This window comes from Streptomyces sp. NPDC001401, assembly GCF_042895385.1.
Classification (GTDB): domain Bacteria; phylum Actinomycetota; class Actinomycetes; order Streptomycetales; family Streptomycetaceae; genus Streptomyces.
Map to the genome: position 1 here is coordinate 629,943 of NZ_JBIAWI010000005.1, position 14,236 is coordinate 644,178.

A 14,236-nucleotide genomic window follows, 5' to 3' on the forward strand; every position below is an offset into this window, starting at 1 on the left:
GGGTCCGTGACAGAGTTGTCGGACGTGCACGCCGATGCGATGGCGTACGTCTGCGCACACCGGGACACGCTGCGCGAGGAGTTGCACCGCATCGGGGCCGGCGACGAGCAGGTGCTGGACCGGCTGCTGGCCGAGGCGGCCGCCGGCACGGACGCCTGGCCGCCGCTGCTCGACCAGTTGAACGAGGCGATCCTGGCCGATGGCGACGCACTCGGGCTATTCGGGCGCGGCACGCAGGGGACGGCCACCCGGGAGCTGCGCCCGGCGGGGATCGCCGTCACGCCGGTGAGCGAGGTCGTCTACGTCTGCCCGGCCACCCGCTGCTCTCGCTACTGGTGGCCCGATGCCGGCGCCCAGACGCCGGAGTGCGCGGTCGACGGCGAGCCCTTGTTGCGGGCGCGGCTGTAGTCGTGGGCGGATTCCTCTCGGAGCTGGGCAAGCGGCTCGCCGAGCGCTGGCTCTCCCTGCTCGCGCTGCCCGGGGCGCTGTACCTGGCGGTGGCGGCGCTGGCGGTGGCGCTCGGACACGACCATCCCTTCGACGTGCCGCGGCTGACCCGCAGGGTCTCGGACTGGGCGGCCGCGCCGGCGGCCCACACGGTCGGCGGCCAGCTGGTGTTCCTGGCTGCGACGCTGGCGGCGGCCGCCGCGGTCGGTCTGCTCGCCCAGGCTCTCGGATCGCTGACCGAGCGGGCCTGTCTCGCCGCCGACTGGCGCGGCTGGTCCGCCGCCCCGCGCCGGCTCGCGGCCGCCGTGGTCGACCGCCGCCAGCGCCGCTGGCGACAGGCTCAGGCCGACTACCAGCGGCTGCGTGACACGGCCGCCCGTCGCCTGGCCCGCGGCGGCGGCCGGGTAAATCCGGCACCGCGGCACGCGGCGTACCGGGCGATGGTCCGCGTCTCCGTGGAGTGCCCGGACCGGCCCACGTGGAGCGGTGATCGCGTCCACTCCGTCGCCGTACGCCTGGAGCGCGACCTCCATATGGACCTGGCTTCAGTCTGGCCCCCGCTGTGGCTGACGCTGCCCGACACCGCCCGCGTCGAGATCGCCGCCGCCCGGCAGGCGCTGACCCGGGCATGCCTGCTGCCGGCCTGGGCCGCCTTGTACCTGCTGCTCGCCGTGTGGTGGTGGCCCGCGACATTCGTCGCCCTCGGCCTCGTAACAGCCGCCCGGCTCCGGATCCGCGTGGCCGTCGACTCTTACGCGCTGCTCCTGGACGCTTCCGTACGGCTGCACGCGGGCAACCTCGCCCGCACCCTCGGCCTCGACCTCAACGGCCCGCTCGACCGCGACACCGGCGACCGGATCGGCCGACTGCTGGGCCGGTAACTACGTTTGCTCGTCGCGGAGTGCCCGGACGGCTCGAACGCCTTCACGGCCCCACGGCAGATCGCTACCTTCTTCAGTAACCTGAATGCACCTATTGCGCCTCGCCTCGCGCGGGTTCAACACGGCAGTGCACACGCAGCCACGTCACCCTGTCCGGCGGAAGCGGAGGAACAATCGTCGGTGGGTCGCGGCGTGGCTCGACGAAGCGCTCGCCTTTTTCGCACGGGGGGTGTGCCCCGCAGAGGCCAGCGCTGTTTCGAGCGTCTCCGCGTCTCCGGTGGGGCGGTGGCGTTCGACGGCGGAGAGGAGTTCACCGGCCGCCTCGAGTTGGTCCGCCTGGCACAGCTCTGTCAGTAACCGGTGGAGGACAGGCAGGTTGTGCCCCGTGGCGACGTGCTGTGAAAAGAGACTCCGCCACTGGCGGAGGTTTTCGGAACCCATGATCACCAACGCTGGTGCGAGCCGGTCCGCGGGACATTGCTCGGCGTAGGCCGTGATGACCTGCCCGCCATCCTCCGACAAGCCGGCTTCGGCCAGTTTCATCGCGTGACCGACCAGCAGGAAACTGTCCTGGGGCTGCTGGATGACGAGGTGGAGCAGCCGATCCGCGTAGGAGGAGGGGAAGCGTGTAGGCATACGCAGTTCGCGCAGCAACTCGGCCGGGGTGGCCGCCGGGTTGTGGGCGGCCACGACAAGCAGACGGTCGATGTCGTCGTGTGCACGAGCCGCGTGCATGTCCTGTACAAGGGTGGCCACCTTGCGCGCATCGAGGCGACGTACCAGGTACGTCAGGACGGCCTGGGCCTTCTTCGCCAGGTCCGCATCACGCAGGGCCTTCAGCAGTCGCAGTAGGTCATCAGTGGTGCGGCATTTGAAGAATCTCCACACCAAACGCTCGTCCAGGCGGCGGTTCGCCCCGATGACCTTGACCAAGGCGGGAATCAGTTCTTCGGCCGGGGAATTCCGCATCGCCCACTTCTGTTCGGAGGCACCGGTCGAAGTGTCAACTGCCAAGAGCTGCAAAGGCAGTCGGTTCAACACCAGCTCAAGCGCCTCCGCTGAAGCAGTACCCTGGTCCGTCTTCCGCCACGCCCCGGTCAGCTTTCCCATCCCGCCCGAGCGAGCAATCTCTTCCAACAGGTCCTGGGCGTTCGCATCCCACTCCACCTCCTGTGCCGCCTTCAACGTCTTGCACAGTTCCTCGGCCGACCGCGCGGTGACGTCTCGCAGGACCTGCGAGGCGAGCCGGTTCAGACCGGCTTCTCTCAGTCGGCGTGCCCATACGACGCCGTCGAGCGGCGAGAATTCCCGCACAGCGGAAAGGAACGCGGCCTCCAGGCGACTCGTCGAGCCGCTGGCGTCTGCGTCGTCGGTGATACCGGCGCTCTGCAGCAGAGAGACCAGATCCTCGAGCCTGCCGTGCTCGCGAGCCGCGACCAGGATGCTCACGGCTTCCCGGTTCATGTCGTCCGCGAACAGGGCCTCCGCCATCTCCGCCATGACCGGGACGGGACAGTACATGCCCAGGCTCTCCAGCACCCAGTCGCGGAGCGTGGCATCCCTTTGTATCGCGAGAACCAGCAGGTCGGTGGCCTGCCGGCTCCTGGCCGCCGAGGACATGACCCGCTCCCGCTCGTCGTAGGGCGGGGTGCTCTCCTCCCCCAGGAACAGGGCCAGTTCGGAAGGATCACGCACCGCGCCGAGTGCATCGGCGGCCAGGTCCGCAGCTTCGTCAACTCCCGCCTCACGCAGGTGGTGCAGCAGCCGTCGCAGGTCGTCGAAGGCGCATAGCCCGGCTGCGGCGCGCAGCAGCCGGCGTACGGCATCGTGACGGCCGTTCTCCAGCAGTCTGCGCACCGCTTTGAGGACGATGCGCGGGCTACGGACCGCCAGCTGCTCGAGCAGCCGCTGCGCGGCAGCATCGGCCCCGGCATCGAGCAGTTCGGTCACCAGGGCGATCACGTCGTCCAGCGGGCGGCGTGCGGCGGCGAGTTCGGCCAGGCCGACAGCTGTCTCGGGGCTGCCGTCAGTCGTCAGTTCTCGTACGAGGGTGGCGACCACGCCGGTCTCGTGCCGCTCGCCCACCATTGCGAGCACGTCCTCAGCCTGCTTCTCCCGTCCGTGGGTACGCAGCGCACGGACGAAGAGGCTCAGATCCGCTCCGGTCCTGTTGCCGACCACGACGCTCTGCAAAAGGACCACCGTCCCGGGCGCATTCCCGCCGTACAGCGCCTCAACCAGCGGACCCAGGTCCTGGGCGGGACGACGAGCGCCGACGGTCCGGAGCAGCTCCTGCCACTCTCCCCCAGCCCCGGCGGCGTGCAGAGTCAGAACCAGATCGGCCAGGTCCGCCGAGGGAAGCCGGTCTGTCGCCTCCTGCCGCAGCCAGGTTCCCAGGGCGGCGTCCCCCTGGTCGGACAACGCCCGGGCCAGCACTGCGAGATCGGCAACAGGCCGCTGTCGTAGGGCCGTTCGCAACACTGCACGGCTGTCCGGAGCGCCGAGGCGACGGGCCGGCTCCGTTGTGGACAGTGCCCGCAGCGCCGGCAGCACCTCGAGGACGGACCGGTACGGATCCGCGACCGCGGCTGTCACCGCCCGCCGTAGTTCCGCCCCCGCTCCCACCCGGCGCAACGCCGCACACGCCTCGGACAGGTTCTCTTCCGGCCGTCGGTCGACGACCGTCCACACCAGTTGCTCGGCCCGCACCCCCAGCCCGGCGTCGACCAGCGCCGTGAACGCCGTGGACACCGTCTGCGGCGGTCGGCGCGCGGCGACGGTGGCCAGGACGAATGCGCACTCGGCCTCGTGGCCGGTCTTGGACAGTTCCTTTACCAACTTCGGCAGTTCGGTCATGGGACGGTACTTCGTCCACAGCCCGAGGAGCGCGCTCGCCTGCCGGTCGAGCCAGCGTGCGTTCAGGGCCCGCATCAACCGCACGACATCCGTGCAGTCGCGTGCCCGCACCATGCCGTCCATGAGGAGCAGTTGAGGGAGGACGGCCTCCGGTCCCTCCTCAGCCCACAGGCGCAGGAGTTCGGTCAGGAGGGACACGGGCAGACGCGCTGCCGCGGTGTCCAAGAGCAGCGCTGCAGCCGCGGTGTCCTTACCCTGGATCAGCGCCTTGGCCAGCGGGGCGACGGTGTCCGTGCCGGCCGTGACCGCGCGGGTCAGCAGGCTGGCGGCGTCGTCATGCTGTCCCACAGCACGCAGTTCCGTCAGGCACCCCACCTGTTCCGCCGTGGGGCGGCCGGCAACCGCGTCCAGAACACGCTCGGTGTCCGACCGGCGTCCGGTGCTCCGCAGCAGGGCCAGCAAGGCGGGCACGTCGCCGACCTGGCAGTGACGCCCGCAATGGGCGAGGACGTGGTCCGCCGCGCGCATCAGACCGGCTCTGCGCAACGCCACTACCAATGACGGGAGTTGATCGACGGAGCAGCGGGCAGTGCCGTACAGGAGTAGTCCCGCCTCGGTCGCCAGGCCGCCCTGGAGCAGGGAGTCCAGAAGGGACACGACGGCCGGCGCCGGGTATGTCCTCGTCACGTGACCCACGATTCCGCTTACCTCATCGGCATCGAGGTCCCGCAACACCTCGTGCGGCGCGCGGCGGCGCAACGCGTCGTTCAGGAGCGAGAGTTCCAGTGCCGACTCCCCCGCCTGCCGCAGCACGCGGCGCAGCTCGCACAGCGCAGCCGCCGGCCTTCGCAAAGCGCACGTGGACCAGATCTGCGCCCGCACTGACTCGGGTACGACGGCGGCGAGTTGTACGACGTCCTGAGCCGGCCCGTCGACCGCGAAGTCGAGGAGCGGCTCCGTGTCGCCGTGCAACTGGAAGCTGTACAAGGCCCGTGCGAGCCGTACGCCAGGGTCGGTGTCGCCGTCGGCATCGGGGATTGCGGAGACAGCGCCGACGGTCCCGACGGCGGTGCGGACGGACAGCGCCAGGGCCGCGTCGTCGCCGTCCGCCTCCGGTGCGGGCCCGACAACCGTGAAGTCGTCCGGGTCGCCGGCCGCGTGCATCACCACGCGCAGCTGCTGCAGGTCTGTCTTGCCGTACGCGCGGTGGAGCTCCTCTACGCGGGCCTGGACGTGCCCCTGGAAAACGCTCAGGTTCAATGCGCCAGGATGGTGCAGCAGGACGTCGCTCACCGCTCGAGAGAAGAGGCTGAAGGACTCCCCGGGCCGCGTGCCGCAGTCGGCGCCCTCCTGGACACGCTCGGCGGGGCCCACGAAGCGGGCGACCTGGCCGGGTGAGCAGGCGTAGACGTAGGCGACCTTGCGGCGCAGTGCCATGCCGACCTTGCGTCGGCTCCAGCCGGTGATCCCGCTGAGGGCCTGGGCATCGCGTTCGATTCCCTCGCGGCAGGCGTCCACGAGGATGACGATGTGGTCGGCGAGCGATCGCTCCAGGTCCCGTTTCCAGTCGATGGCGACACAGCCGTCCTCGAAGGGCTCGATCTCGGGATGCGCGTCCTCGGGGACGAAGTAGTCCTGGCCGGCGGAGTGCACGCCGTGGCCGCTCAGGCAGACCAGCAGTGCGTCGCCCGTGCGAGCCCGCTTGAGAAAGCGCGCCATCTCGACGTTGACGAAGTTGCGGCCGACCTGTCGTTTCGGTGTGGGGACGGTCACCTCGAAGCCGCGACGTTCCAGGGCCTCGCCTAGGGCAGCCAGGTCGGCGGGGACGAAGGACAGGGAGGCAATGCCCGGCGCCTCGTAATCACTCGCTCCGATCAGGAGCGCTCGTCTCCGTCCCATCGCGCGTGCGAGGGTCTACTGCCGGAAGACCAGCGTGAGCGCGCGCGAGCCCTGGAGTTGGGATGTGCCGACGAGTTGGACGCCACCGCTCGCGGTCACCTGGAACTGGAGCTGCGCCTCCCGCAGCGGGAGCGTGCCACCCTGCGCGGCCACGTCCGCGAAGACCTGCTGGAGCGCCGCGACGGTTTCGGCGAGGTTCTTGCGCAGCGGCCCGAGCGGGACCTGCCGCAGCACGGCATCGGCGTCCCGGCCGAACAGCCCCATCGCGTCCCCGCTGCCGTCCTCGTTGCTCAACACCCAGAACGGCAGTGTCCGCCCGTCCCCGTCCGCGCTGGCAAGCTCGGTCTCGGCGTCAGCGTCGCTCAACTCACCCTCCCCACATGACTGTTCCGTCCTGGACCCGGACCATCTCAGCGTATCCCAGCAGAGGTCAGATCAGGCTGCTGTCCACCGGCTCTCACCGACGGGGACGGTGCGCGAGCAGCTTCACCGGCCTTGCGTCAGGGCTCGCAGCAGGTGGCGCCCCGGGTACTCGTCGTACGGCTGGACCGGGACGGTGATTACCGTGTGATCGTCGAAGACGGGCTCGCCACTCGGGCGGCGTACATACGGAAGATAGCCGTAGTCCACCCCGTCGTCCGCGTCGAAGCTCATCCAGGCGATGAGTTCCTGCTCGCCTTCTCTCAGGGGCAGGTTGGCAACTGCCCGGCCGTACACGGTGTCCGGGGCGAAGAGCCACACCTGAGGGACGACGAAGGCGAAGCGGACGGCATGAATCTGCTGCGCCTTGTCCGCCGCGCGGTGTTCGAATGCCTGGGCGGTCGGATCATCTCGCAGATAGTCGTAGTCGGAGAGCACCAGGGTCCGGTCTCCCTGCAGCGCGACCATCGCCGGGCAGTCCCGCTCGCAGATGGCTCGCTCCAGCCGGCCCGTGACGTCGCGCAGCAGGACCTCGGTGACATGGATCATCCGGCTGCTCACTTCCCGGCCGGCCGGTCCCCGTCCCAGCGCCTGAAGGCGTAGAAGACCTCCATGACCTCCACAGAGCTCTTGTCACAGAGGTGGGCAAGGTACTGCAGGCTGCGGCTCACCTCGGTGCGCTGGCGCGATCCAGCACGCGTCGGCGCTTCGTCCACCACCGTGCCGTCGAGCTCCTCCAGCCGTTCGGCTAGATCCTGCACGGTCTGCCGCACCGCGCTCAGGTCGATCTGCACCGGTCCAACCTCCAGGCTCACTGGCAGTCTCCCGCGTCCGAAAGGCCCGAAGGTATTCGGCACGGCGGTCAGCTGCCGTGGCCCGGCATTTTCCTCGCCGCGACATGGTCCGACAGCTGCTGAACGAGGAGGTTAGCCGTCTGGACGGCTTCATGCAGGATGGCCATGGCGGCTTCGACTCCAGACGCTTCCGGTTCCCCGAGCACGGCCATCGCCTCGGACATCGTTGCCACCTTCAGCGGCGTCGGTGCCACGACATCCAGGAGCCACCGGAAGACTCCTTGGTCTCCATCATCGATGAACTCGAAGGTGATGGTCATCTCCTCCGAACCAGCGACCACGCCGACCTCCTGCGCCGCACGGACCAGGAGGAACACGCTGTCCTCCTCGCCAGGGTCCATAGGCCTCCAGGCCATCCCTATCGGCGGGGAGTCCGCGCTCCGTTCGGAGCCCATCTCGCCAAAGCTCATGTCGATTTCGTGGGCGACCACAAGGTCAGTCAGCCACTTACGAGCCTCCTCTTCATGAACGATGAACCGCTCCACGAGGGCCTCTCCCTTCTTTCTCGTGTTGATCGCCGCGAGGGTGAATGTCGGAAATGTGCAGGGCAACGCAAGGGCTACCGCTCGCCGCCGTCGAGATTGCTGCTTTACGAGGGGATAGTGGTCAGTCCCAGTCTTCGGCGCGCTCGCCCGGGTGGACCACGGCCTCTGGCGCGCCGTGGGCAGGTATGACGTCACGCCCCCGCCGTTCACAGCAGGCTGTGCGTCGATGGGCAGGCGACACCGGTCGTCGTCGGGGAACTACCCGTCCCGGTCAGGCCAGAGGGCCTGACAGACCGACGGGCTGATCCAAGGGGCGCGTCAAGCTGCGGGTGGGGCGCCCCTGGCGCGTTCAGTGCGTGTGCCCGCCCGGCTGCCCCGCGTCACCCAGGTCGGGTGGCTCGCAGTAGTCGACGCCCGAATCCGGGGACACGATGTCTCCTGATTCGATGTCGGTGCAGTAAGCGTCGAACACCTCGCCAGCGGTGAGGGGTTGGAGTCCGTCTCCGCGCAGTCGCCAGCCATAGACCCGGTCGGTCGTGCCGGGGGCACTGGTGCGCATCACGAGTCCTCCAGCGCGGTGTATGGCGATGCCGAGGGCGAGGACCGTGGTGAATTCCAGCGCTTCGCTCTCGTCGAGTTGTGTGTCGCCGTCGGCATTGTCGTCGGCGTGCAGGACGGCGACGAGGGTTTCGGGCGCGGCGGAGACGCTGCATACGAGGTGGTGGTCACCGGGGGCGGCGGTGTCGAGGATGCGCACGAGCAGTTCCGAGGCGTGGGCGAAGGCTGCGCGGCCGATGTCTTGTCCACAGGTGGCGCAGGGGCCTATGCGGGCGAGCGCGGTGGACGCGTACTCCCAGGTGGCCTTGCGGACAGCCTCGTCAACGAGGTCGGGGAGCAGTTCGGACAGGGGTTGTCCTTCGTAGGGAAGGGTGGGGCCGGTGGTGGCGAGTTCGGCGGTGAAGCGGGTGCGGCTGGCCGAGGCGTCGGGGTCGAGGCCCATCTCGGCGCAGAACTCTGCGTATTCCTCGGGGTCGAAGAGCGCGATGGTGGTGTGGCCGCCTTCGGCCGCACGACTCCGGAGCACGGCTTCCGCCTCCTGTAGATAGGACTCGTGGTCGTCAAAAGGGAAGGTGCGGTAGCGCCGCATTGCAGTGAAGTCCTGCTCGTCGGTGAGCAGGCCAACGGTGCCGACGATTTCGCGGCGCAGGGCGTCCCGCATCGAGTGCTGCTTGGTGGATGCCATGGTGGCCCCCTGTACGTGCAGTTGATCAGTACGTGGATGATTCCGAGGTCTTCTGGACGGGACCCGGCGCAGCCGGAGCGCGAGGCCTCAGCTTGGAGTCCGGGGGTGTGTTGCACCGGCCCGACTCAATTCGTATAGACCTGAGGGCCAGACGAGCGTCACGTTCTCGTGGGCCAGCAGATCGATCAGGCCTTGGCTCGGCCAGTCGGCAGCAGCTGGACGGCTCGGCCCGGCTTTGGGCTGAAGAACCCTGCAGCGTCCAGCCGTTCCGCTAATGCCTGCGGTCGGCTGGGTTTCGCCCTCGAAGGGGCCGGGGAGCTGGGCGCGACGCGCGTCGCGCTTGCACACCGAGCGCGAGGCGTTGGCGCGTCCCCCTCGGCCCTCACAGGGCTGCCAATCCAGTTCATTGAACTCGTGGATCGCGATATCCGTGTGCCGAGCCCGCCCCTGGTGGCCGCCTCGGAAGGCGATCTTCTCGTCGCGCATGCGGTACCGGCTGCCCGCACTGACGCGTCCCGCGGGGGCTGAGGCGCTGCTGGGGATCAGCCCTGTTCTGGATCGCCTTCGTGGAGGCCGACCTCGTGCCGTTCCTCGTGTTCCCTCGGGAGGGGCGTGGTGGTGGCCCTCGGTTCCGGGGTCACGCGTACGTGGGCTGTCGCCGTGAAGCGGGTCTGAGATTCTCGGTCGTAGCCTTGGATGACAACTTCTCCCTGCCGCTGGTCGGCATGGTCGATCACCAGGCCGGCCTGGGAGACCTGGCCGTCGCCGCAGCCAGTGAAATGATCAGCGATCTCGCCGATCAGGGTGGTCTCGATCTGCTGCTCCTCGAGCATGGCTCCTCCCTTCTGGATCGAGACGGTTCATGTGGGCACCGGCCCACTGAGGCTGGCGGGCGAGGAAGGCAGCAAGCCGCGGGCCGGTGGACGAGGAACGGCTCCAGGAATCTGGGTCCTGGTTCAGCGGCGCTGAGCCTGCCGGGTTGGTGCGGGGCGTCTCAGCGCGTCGCCGTGGCGTTCTCGTCCCGCTCGTTGAGCCACTTGCTGGCCTCGCTGGCCGCATCGCGCTGGCGGCCGGTCCAGAACTGGTTCTTGAACTGGGCGGCTGTCTTCGGCGTGACGGAGGCGTTCTTGTAGCTGATCTGGGCGTGCGCGAGTTCGGGGGTGAGGACGAAGCCGTTCGCGAACAGGCCGTTGGCCGAGTACATCTTGAGGCGGAAGTGCAGCTCGGTCCAGTTCTTCTCCGTGACCTCCTGGACCCCCATGATCTCGAAGACCATGTCGTCCAGGTACGTCTTCTTCTCGGGGGTCTTGTCGGGGACCTTGGGGAGCAGGGTTTTTGCTGGTCAGGTCGGTAGACGGCTGCGCCTGAGAGGTCGACAGCGGTCGTCGTTGGCTGTTGCCGAGCAGCGTCGGACGGCCCAGAGACGGCCCAGATAGCCGCCGGCTCAGACCTCGCTCATGCGGTACGGCTCAGGCAACGGCGACAACGGCACGTCGAACACGCGTCCCAACAGCACTCGTGCAACGGCGTCGCGCTCCCAGTCCGGTTGGCCTGCCCTCATCGAAAGGATCACACGGCCTCGGGTGACCACGACAGCACCCGTGAAACTTGGGTCGGTGATCGAAGACTCATCGAGCGTGACGTCCAGCTCCGCGAGAAGCTCGAGCAGGGGGGCGTCGAGAAGGCGTTCAGGACTCAGCGCCAACTGGGCGTAGCCAGCTGGCAGCTTCGACATCTGCACTTGGTCGGACCTCGTCACGGGACCATCTCCTCAGCCAGCCTTTGATGGGTCGCCAGAGTGCCGTCATAGGGCTGAGCTAATGCGACGCCACGCTGAACGCTCTCCCTCTGCAGTGAGGACCGAGACACCAGTACGAGGGCCACGCGGAGCACATCAGCTTGGGAAGCTCGTGTCTTCTGCCCTGGGTTGCCCTGCTGGCCTGTGGCTAAGGGCGCTGGCGCCCGGGTGGGCCATCGTTCGATGCCCCGGTGTTCCCCGTGGTTCCCCGCTGGATCTGGCACGCGTCTGGCACGGACCTCTTCGTTCCGAACTACTGGCTGGGAGGTCATTGAGGGCTGGTCAGTCAGCCATCGAAGGCGTTGGTGGTTGGCTGCGGTCGTGGTGGTTGCTGGACTTCGCTGCAGTACGGCCCGCAGCACCTCAGGGGTGTTTCAGCGTCCCCAAGACTGTACTGCCGCCCGTGGGCCAGAATGATCAGCGTGCTGACGAACATCCTGCCAGGGCTGCGTGATGTACGGACCCCGTTGACCACCGGTTTCATATATTCCTTCACGGCCTGGATCCTATTCGGAAAATACCTTCCCCCACGAAGTGAAGTCAAGGGGTTATTAAAGTCGATCTACGACCTATACTTATTTACCGGAAAACCTGCAGCGCTTGCCGCATGCTCCTTCATTGCATACTTGATGGGGATCCTTTCAGGGCTATTCCTGAGATGGCTTTTCGAATGGATAAAGATGCCCTTCACGCCGCCCGTCCTGGTTCTGAATATTAGCGAAATGGCTCGCGCGGATTTAGCGAGCAATATATTTTCTCAATTGCATGAAGTCTCTTATGGGAGAGTTCGATACGGGGATTTCTATGCCTCGCTTTCGGATGAGCCAGAAGCCCGCATAAGGGCGCTTTGGGCAACACAGAGGGGAATCCCTTCGGAAGAAGGAAGGCTGTACAAGGCTATAGAGACTAGACTGGCCTATGAGCAGGATCAGTTGAGAATTAAGCTCCTGGTGTCAAATCCCGAGATTTATGCCGAGCATGATAGGCATCGAGCTGAGGCTGAATTTCGGGTTGGCGTGGGGGCTGCTTTGACGGTGCTACTGATCGCATTGTCTGTATCCCAGTCGCCATTTTGGGGTACTGCTCTCCTTGTTCCCGCGGCTTGCTTGCTGGCGGGTGTGGCAAAACGGAGGGAGGCAAACGATGTGCTCATCCAGGCAGTTGTTGCCGGAGAATTGGTCCCTTCGCTAATCGGGGAGACGATTGAACAGTGGAGGACATTGCGCCAGCAGCCACCGTCGCCTATTCCCGAGCCCGGAATAGTGAATGATCTATAGCCCAACCAGGAAATCCTAAATCTGGCGACCAGGAAGCCATTGGCGTTTGGGCGGTATCACCGAGGCCAAGGTTGTATCAAAATCAACCCGATAGTGTACGACGCGATCGTCCAGAGGGCCGCTCAGCACTTCTTTGCGTTCCTCGAACGCAACAGAGTCGTCTTTATTGCGTCCAGCTGGCTGGATTGGCCCTTGGACCACTTCCGCTTCCCACACGGTGGCCATTCGTTGTCTCATACGCGGCTCACAGGTGATACGGAACCCGGAACGCTTCACCTTCCTTTCGCGTTTCCAAACGAATGGTTCGCGTCGGAGTATTGCTTGAATTATCTCGAATAATGTCAGTCTTGGTATCTCAAGCCCAGGGTCGTTCCATATGTTTCTGGAATGGAGGCTATGGATAGCGATCCATTCTTCCCTGGGTCTGCGGTCAATCCACAGGAACGTGGTCTCTTGTTCCGGCGGCAAGACAATTGTGCCGAGCTCTAGTTCACGACCGCCAACGATGAATACCGACTGATTCCGATGGCTGTACCACACCCTCCTCCCCGAGTTCTCGTGATCGCGACAGGTCAGGAGAATTTCATGAGGGAGGACATTTATGATTCTCCCTTCAATGACTACTTCTAGGCTGTCCTTATCCCATTCTGTTGCCCACTTGCGGGATTCCGCTCCCAGCATGCTTCCTAGTTCGCGGGGCGTAGGAGGCCGGTACTCTATCTTTGTCAGAAATAGATTGACTGCCGGGGAGTACGCAGTTTTCGTGGACTCGTACGATGTTTGGCCTGTCCTGCGCGCCAGCTCAAGCGCCCTCCGTGCTGTTTGACTAGAGCGGCGGACGAAGAAGACCGACGTTAGGGCAATAATTGGTGAAGCTATCGAAATTGCTTGCTGCCAGGCGATATTCATAGATTCATTTCCTTCGTCTAATTCTCCCTAAATGACGGCAGGCAATCTAGCGCAGTAGCCCTGAACAATGCAGCGTCAGAATGGCGCCTTCACGGCAGCAATGTTCCCGAGGATGGGTCCCCCGATACGGCGAACCCCCGTTTTCAGAGGAAGACTTGAGGATTGCTGCGTGTCGGCACTCGCGAACGGCGCCCCGTCCATCTCGGAGCCTGAGCGCCCTCGCCGGAGGCTCGTTCTGAGCATCGCAGTACCTGCGGCGCACTCTCACGGTCTCGGCGACATCACGCGTGAGCGCGGCACGGGCGCCGGCCGGGCTGGAGCGCGGCGGAGGAGCGCAGGCCCGGCCGGGGGCCGTGCCGCGCGCGGGGAGCGGAGCGAGCCGCCTTGAACCCGGAGAGAAAGTTGTAACTCAGTCGGCGACTCGACACGGCGACTCGACACGGCGACTCGACACGCGACTGGCAGACGAGTGCTTCTTGCTGGTGTGCGACGACGTGCCCCACGACGTAGTGCTCACCGACCCTGGCATCCGCGTGCTGGAGGTCGCTCAGGTCGTGCGCCGGCTGACGGGGCTGAGCCTCTGGCGCAGCAAGGTTCTGGCGACGCAGGTTCCCGCCGTGATTCTCGACGGCGTATCCCAGGAAGACGCCACGGCCGCCGTCGTAGCCCTCCGCAATGCCGGAGCGCAGGCAGAGACGAGAGAACAGCCGGAGCCGGACTTCCTGAAGTCCTGAGGACGGCCCGATCAACCGGCTGACGGCCCAGAGACGGCCCCAGCACAGCAACAAGGCCCCTGCCAGCGGATAAACCGCAGTTAGGGGCCTTGATCGTTCCAGCTTATTTCTTCTTGCCCTGGGCCAGTCACCGTGCCTCCCGCCGCGATTGAGGAAGCTGGGTGGGACGGGCGTCGATCCAGGCCCCACCGTCGGTGTCGGGGAGCGTGAGGGGAGCGCCCCGGAAGATCAGCGTGCGGCGGAAGCCGCTGGTGATCTCGGTGGCCTCTCGAAGGTAGTCGCGGGCCTGCATCTCGGCCTCCTGGTAGCCGACACCTTCGGCGGCAACGACATGAGACTGAGCTTCTTCGAGTTGGCCTCTGATCAGGTGACGGCTCAGGAGCGCAACGAGCGAGGCCCCCGAGCTGTTGATCGAGATGTCTGACGTCTCAAC

The 14,236-nt window shown here is 66.4% G+C and carries 14 protein-coding genes; 4 read left to right on the top strand and 10 right to left on the bottom strand.

Annotated features, from left to right (window positions below; all coding sequences use genetic code 11):
* Window positions 1-6 precede the first annotated feature (6 nt).
* Together ACFY10_RS21315 and ACFY10_RS21320 are read left to right on the top strand one after the other, a co-directional pair.
* Window positions 7-408: a hypothetical protein gene (locus tag ACFY10_RS21315; protein ID WP_390666713.1), complete on the top strand. Its 402-nt coding sequence runs from the start codon at window positions 7-9 to the stop codon at window positions 406-408.
* Window positions 409-410: 2 nt separating this feature from the next.
* Window positions 411-1,328, top strand: a complete 918-nt coding sequence (locus ACFY10_RS21320; RefSeq protein ID WP_390666714.1) for a hypothetical protein — start codon at window positions 411-413, stop codon at window positions 1,326-1,328.
* Between the two features lie 144 nt (window positions 1,329-1,472).
* On the opposite strand, the gene ACFY10_RS21325 is transcribed toward ACFY10_RS21320, so the two are convergent.
* The 9 genes from ACFY10_RS21325 to ACFY10_RS21365 all read right to left on the bottom strand — a co-directional run bounded on the left by ACFY10_RS21325 (window position 1,473) and on the right by ACFY10_RS21365 (window position 10,844).
* Window positions 1,473-6,083 carry a hypothetical protein gene (locus ACFY10_RS21325; RefSeq protein ID WP_390666715.1) on the bottom strand — a complete coding sequence of 1,537 codons (4,611 nt, stop codon included), beginning with the start codon at window positions 6,081-6,083 and terminating at the stop codon, window positions 1,473-1,475.
* 15 nt (window positions 6,084-6,098) lie between these two features.
* Window positions 6,099-6,449, bottom strand: coding sequence for a hypothetical protein (locus ACFY10_RS21330; RefSeq protein WP_390666716.1), 351 nt, complete (start codon window positions 6,447-6,449; stop codon window positions 6,099-6,101).
* 120 nt (window positions 6,450-6,569) lie between these two features.
* Entirely contained in the window at window positions 6,570-7,052 is a 483-nt protein-coding gene (locus tag ACFY10_RS21335; protein ID WP_390666717.1) for a hypothetical protein, read from the bottom strand.
* 8 nt (window positions 7,053-7,060) lie between these two features.
* Entirely contained in the window at window positions 7,061-7,297 is a 237-nt protein-coding gene (locus ACFY10_RS21340) for a hypothetical protein (RefSeq protein WP_390666718.1), read from the bottom strand.
* Between the two features lie 68 nt (window positions 7,298-7,365).
* The gene (locus ACFY10_RS21345) at window positions 7,366-7,842 is read right to left on the bottom strand and encodes a hypothetical protein (RefSeq protein ID WP_390666719.1); all 477 of its coding nucleotides are present in this window, start codon (window positions 7,840-7,842) and stop codon (window positions 7,366-7,368) included.
* A gap of 349 nt (window positions 7,843-8,191) precedes the next feature.
* Window positions 8,192-9,085 (bottom strand): hypothetical protein, encoded by an 894-nt coding sequence (locus tag ACFY10_RS21350; RefSeq protein ID WP_390666720.1) that lies wholly within the window; start codon window positions 9,083-9,085, stop codon window positions 8,192-8,194.
* Window positions 9,086-9,627: 542 nt separating this feature from the next.
* Window positions 9,628-9,918 carry a hypothetical protein gene (locus ACFY10_RS21355; RefSeq protein WP_390666721.1) on the bottom strand — a complete coding sequence of 97 codons (291 nt, stop codon included), beginning with the start codon at window positions 9,916-9,918 and terminating at the stop codon, window positions 9,628-9,630.
* Window positions 9,919-10,079: 161 nt separating this feature from the next.
* Entirely contained in the window at window positions 10,080-10,361 is a 282-nt protein-coding gene (locus ACFY10_RS21360; protein WP_390666722.1) for a hypothetical protein, read from the bottom strand.
* A gap of 168 nt (window positions 10,362-10,529) precedes the next feature.
* Window positions 10,530-10,844, bottom strand: coding sequence for a hypothetical protein (locus ACFY10_RS21365; protein ID WP_390666723.1), 315 nt, complete (start codon window positions 10,842-10,844; stop codon window positions 10,530-10,532).
* 461 nt (window positions 10,845-11,305) lie between these two features.
* Here ACFY10_RS21365 and ACFY10_RS21370 point away from each other — a divergent pair, with 461 nt between their 5' ends.
* Window positions 11,306-12,160: a hypothetical protein gene (locus ACFY10_RS21370; protein WP_390666724.1), complete on the top strand. Its 855-nt coding sequence runs from the start codon at window positions 11,306-11,308 to the stop codon at window positions 12,158-12,160.
* A 1,367-nt stretch (window positions 12,161-13,527) separates the two neighbouring features.
* Window positions 13,528-13,803: a ribosomal protein L7/L12 gene (locus tag ACFY10_RS21375; protein WP_390666749.1), complete on the top strand. Its 276-nt coding sequence runs from the start codon at window positions 13,528-13,530 to the stop codon at window positions 13,801-13,803.
* 127 nt (window positions 13,804-13,930) lie between these two features.
* Here the strand turns inward: ACFY10_RS21375 and ACFY10_RS21380 are convergent.
* On the bottom strand, window positions 13,931-14,236 hold a 306-nt coding region (locus ACFY10_RS21380; RefSeq protein WP_390666725.1), incomplete at its 5' end, for a hypothetical protein.

Excerpts from the sequence above, each read along its gene's own strand:
- ACFY10_RS21325 (WP_390666715.1), bottom strand. The coding sequence starts at position 6,083 with ATGGGACGGAGACGAGCGCTCCTGATCGGAGCGAGTGATTACGAGGCG.
- ACFY10_RS21335 (WP_390666717.1), bottom strand. The coding sequence starts at position 7,052 with ATGATCCATGTCACCGAGGTCCTGCTGCGCGACGTCACGGGCCGGCTG.
- ACFY10_RS21350 (WP_390666720.1), bottom strand. The coding sequence starts at position 9,085 with ATGGCATCCACCAAGCAGCACTCGATGCGGGACGCCCTGCGCCGCGAA.
- ACFY10_RS21355 (WP_390666721.1), bottom strand. The coding sequence starts at position 9,918 with ATGCTCGAGGAGCAGCAGATCGAGACCACCCTGATCGGCGAGATCGCT.
- ACFY10_RS21360 (WP_390666722.1), bottom strand. The coding sequence starts at position 10,361 with ATGGTCTTCGAGATCATGGGGGTCCAGGAGGTCACGGAGAAGAACTGG.